Below are 4,074 nucleotides of genomic sequence, written 5' to 3' on the forward strand. Positions count from 1 at the left end.
TCAGGTGAAGGTGCGTGGTCTGCGTATCGAGTTGGGTGAGATCGAGGCTGTGCTGTCGCGGCATGGGTTGGTGGGGCAGGTGTCGGTGATGGTCCGTGAGGATCGTCCCGGGGTGAAGCGGATCGTCGCGTATGTCGTGCCGTCGGAGTCGGGCGGTGGGGGTGTCGAGGCGGGTGTGTTGCGGGAGCATGCTGCCGCTGAGCTGCCTGCCTATATGGTGCCGTCGGCGTTCGTAGTGCTGGACGTGCTGCCGGTGAACGCGAGCGGGAAAGTGGACCGTACGGCCCTGCCCGCCCCGTCGGACGAGCCCGCCGACGAGTACGCCGCCCCGCGCAACGAGACCGAACGCGTGCTGACAGCCATCTGGACCGACGTTCTCGAAGTCGGCCGCGTGGGAATCCACGACAACTTCTTCTCCCTGGGCGGGGATTCGATCCTGAGCATTCAGGTGGTCTCACGGGCCAGGCAGGCAGGGCTGGAACTCTCCTCCCGCGATGTGTTCGCGCGCCAGACCGTGGCCGCTCTCGCCGCCGGTGCCGCAGCGGCCGACACAGGGCAGGGCAGGTCGGTGGCGGAGCAGGGCGTGGTGTCGGGGGAGGTGGGCCCGACCCCGGTCCGCGACTGGTTCTTCGCCACGCACACCGCCGACCCCGCCCACTTCAACATGGCCATGGAGTTCGAACTCCCGCCGTCCACCGGCCTGCCCGCGCTCCGGGAGGCGGTACGCGCACTCCTGCTCCACCATGACGCGCTGCGGACGACATTCGCCCAGGACGCGCACGGCCGGTGGTCGGGACGGATCGCCCCCGGCATCGACCTCGACCGCGTACTCACCGTTCACGACCTCACCGACGCGCAGGCGGACCAGGAGGATTCGGCCTGGCAGGCGCTGAAGGACGCCGCGCAATCCGGGTTCAGCCTGGAGGACGGTCCACTGGTCCGCGTCCTGGTCGGCACCCGCGCGGCCGGTCAGACCCTGCGGATGATCGTCATCGCCCACCACCTCGTCGTGGACGGGGTGACCTGGCGCATCCTCCTCGAAGACCTCAGGGCCGCGTACGCCCGCGCCGCCGCCGGCCGGCCCGTGGAACTCGGCCCCAAGACCGCCTCCGTACAGCAGTGGGCGGCGCGGCTCGCGGAGCACACGGCGGCGGGCGGCTTCGACGACCAGATCCCGTACTGGAGCTCCGTCATGGACGGAGCGCGGACGGACATCCCCCTCGACCACCCGGGCGGCGCCAACACCGTCGCCGACCAGGCCGTGGTGTCCGGCGAGCTGACACGGGAGGCGACAGAGCAACTCCTCCAGCGGGTCCCCGCCGTCTACCGCACCCAGATCAACGACGCGCTGCTGACCGCGCTGGCGCGCACGCTCCGTACCTGGACGGGCCATGACCGGGTCGCGGTCAATCTGGAGGGCCATGGCCGCGAGGAGCTGTTCGACGACCTCGATCTGACCCGTACCGTCGGCTGGTTCACCTCCATCCACCCGGTCGCGCTCACGCTGCCCGCGGCCGACGACTGGGCTGCCGCGATCAAGCGGGTGAAGGAGCAGCTCAGGGCCGTACCCGACCGCGGTATCGGCTACGGCGCGCTGCGCAGCCTCAGCGACGCGACAGCACACCACGCGGACCCGCTGATCAGCTTCAACTACCTCGGCCGACTGGACATGGCGGGCAGTGCGGACGACTGGTACCGCTCGGCCGCTCTCAACCCCGGTGGAGAACACAGCGTCCGGGAAGGACGGCCCCACCTCCTCGATGTGACCGCGGGACTCCTCGACGGCCGGCTGGTGTTCTCGTGGCACTACTCCGCGGGGCTGCACCGAGAGGAGACGGTGAGGGCGCTGGTGGACGACTTCGCCGCCGAACTCTCGGACTTCGTCGCGCACTGCGCCGAACCGGACGCGGGCGGTTGCACCCCGTCGGACTTCCCGCTCGTGCGGCTCACGCAGGGCGGGGTGGACCGCATCGCGGGTGACGGCCGAGAGATCGAGGACGTCTACCCTCTGACGCCCCTCCAGTCGGGCATGCTCTTCCACGCGCTGGCCGAGCCCGACTCGCCCGCCTATCTGGAGCAGTTCGCCTTCACCCTGGACGGGGTCGACGACCTTGCCCGGCTCGCGAACGCCTGGCAGCGGACAGTGGAACGGTCGGACGCGCTGCGGGTCTCGCTGGCCTGGGAAGCGGTCGGGGAACCGGTGCAGGTGGTGCACCGGCAGGTGACCGTACCCGTGACGAACCTGGACTGGTCGGGTACCGACGAGGCCGGGCAGGAGACCCTGCTGCGTGACTTCCTCCGCGAGGACAGGGCGCGCGGACTCGATCTGACCGCCGCGCCGCTGATGCGGGTCACCCTGGCCCGTATCGCCGACGATGTGGTGCGTGTGGTGTGGACGTTCCACCACCTGCTGCTCGACGGCTGGAGTACGTCCGCGTTCCTCTCCGACGTCCTGGCTGAGTACACGGCGCTCGGCGGGACGTCGGCGGCGCGTGCGGCGGCACTTCCGGCGAACCGTGGGCCGTTCCGCGAGTACATGCGCTGGCTGGGCGCGCGGGACCACCACGCGGCCGCCGACTACTGGCGCGGTGTGCTGGCCGGATTCGAGGAGCCGGTACCACTGCCGTACGACCGGGTGCCCGAGCAGGCCCGGCGCGGACAGTCCAGCGAGCGGGTACGGGTCGCGCTGGAGCCCGGTGTGGCGGAGCAGGTGGGCGGTTACGCCCGCCGCCACCGGATCACGGCGAACGCGCTGGTCCAGGGCGCGTGGGCGCTGGTGCTCGCGCAGTACGCGGGGGTGTCCGGCGGTGCGTCCCGTGTCGCTGCGTCCGGTGCCGCGTCGTCCGCTGCCGCGTCGTCGGACACGGCAGCGATCGGCGCGGGTGCGTCCGGTGTGGCCGCTTCCGACGTGGTGTTCGGTACGACGGTGTCGGGGCGTCCGGCGGATCTGCCGGGGGCCGAGGACATCCTCGGTCTCTTCATCAACACACTCCCCGTCCGGGTGACCGCCGCTGCGGACCAGCCGGTCGCCGACTGGCTGCGGCAGATCCAGGACGGACAGTCGGAGTCGCGGCGCTACGAGTACATGGCGCTGTCCGACATCGACTCGGACGTGCCGGCCGGTGCGTCGCTCTTCGACAGCCTGGTCGTCTTCGAGAACTACCCGGTGGACGAGGCCGCGGCCGAGCGCCATGGACTGGGCGTCCGCGCGGCCGAGGCCGTGGAGTCGACCAACTACGCGCTGACACTGATCGCGTCGGCGACCGGCGACCGGCTGGACATGACGCTCGCCTACGACCCGGCGCTGTTCGACGCGAGCACGGCGGAGCGGCTGTCGGCGCAACTCGGACACGCGGTCACCCGACTGATCGCGCACGCCCACGCCCCCGTCGGGGACATCGACTTGCTGGGCGAGGCCGAACGTGCCGCTGTGGTGGGTGAGTGGAGTGGCGGCCGGATCAGTGCGTCCCTGGGGGCCGGGGCCTCCCTGGTGGGGATCTTCGGCGAGCGGGTGGCCGCTGCCCCGGATTCGGTGGCGGTGGAGTGCGGCGCCCTTACGCTGACGTACCGCCAACTCAACGATCGGGCAGACCGGTTGGCGAGGAGGCTGATCGAGCGGGGCGTCGGTGCGGAGAGCCGTGTCGGGCTGCTGCTGGAGCGCTCGGCGGATGTCCTGGTGGCCATGCTGGCGGTACTGAAGGCGGGCGGGGCGTATGTCCCGCTGCACGTGGCGTACCCGGAGGAGCGACTGCGTCAGGTCGTCGAGCAGAGCGACGCGGTGCTCGTGCTGACCGACCGAGCGGTGGACGAGATCGGTGGGGTACCGGCCGTCGCGGTGGATGCGGTGCCGGTGGGTGGGGTTGTGCTTCCCGTGCGGGTGCCGGTGGGGGCTTTGGCGTATGTGATGTTCACGTCGGGTTCGACGGGTGTGCCGAAGGGTGTGGCGGTGACGCATGGGGATGTGGTGGCTCTGGCCGCTGATTCCCGGTGGTCGTCGGGTGCGCATGACAAGGTTTTGTTCCACTCTCCGCATTCGTTTGACGCGGCGACGTATGAGGTGTGGGTGCCGTTGCT

General features: G+C 70.7%; 1 protein-coding gene. It reads left to right on the top strand.

Annotation, left to right across the window (positions count from 1 at the left end; translation table 11 throughout):
* A partial coding sequence (locus tag CU044_RS03090) for a condensation domain-containing protein (protein ID WP_193563858.1) occupies positions 1 to 4,074 on the top strand: 4,074 nt, incomplete at both ends.

The organism is Streptomyces sp. L-9-10, from assembly GCF_004151105.1.
GTDB lineage: Bacteria > Actinomycetota > Actinomycetes > Streptomycetales > Streptomycetaceae > Streptomyces.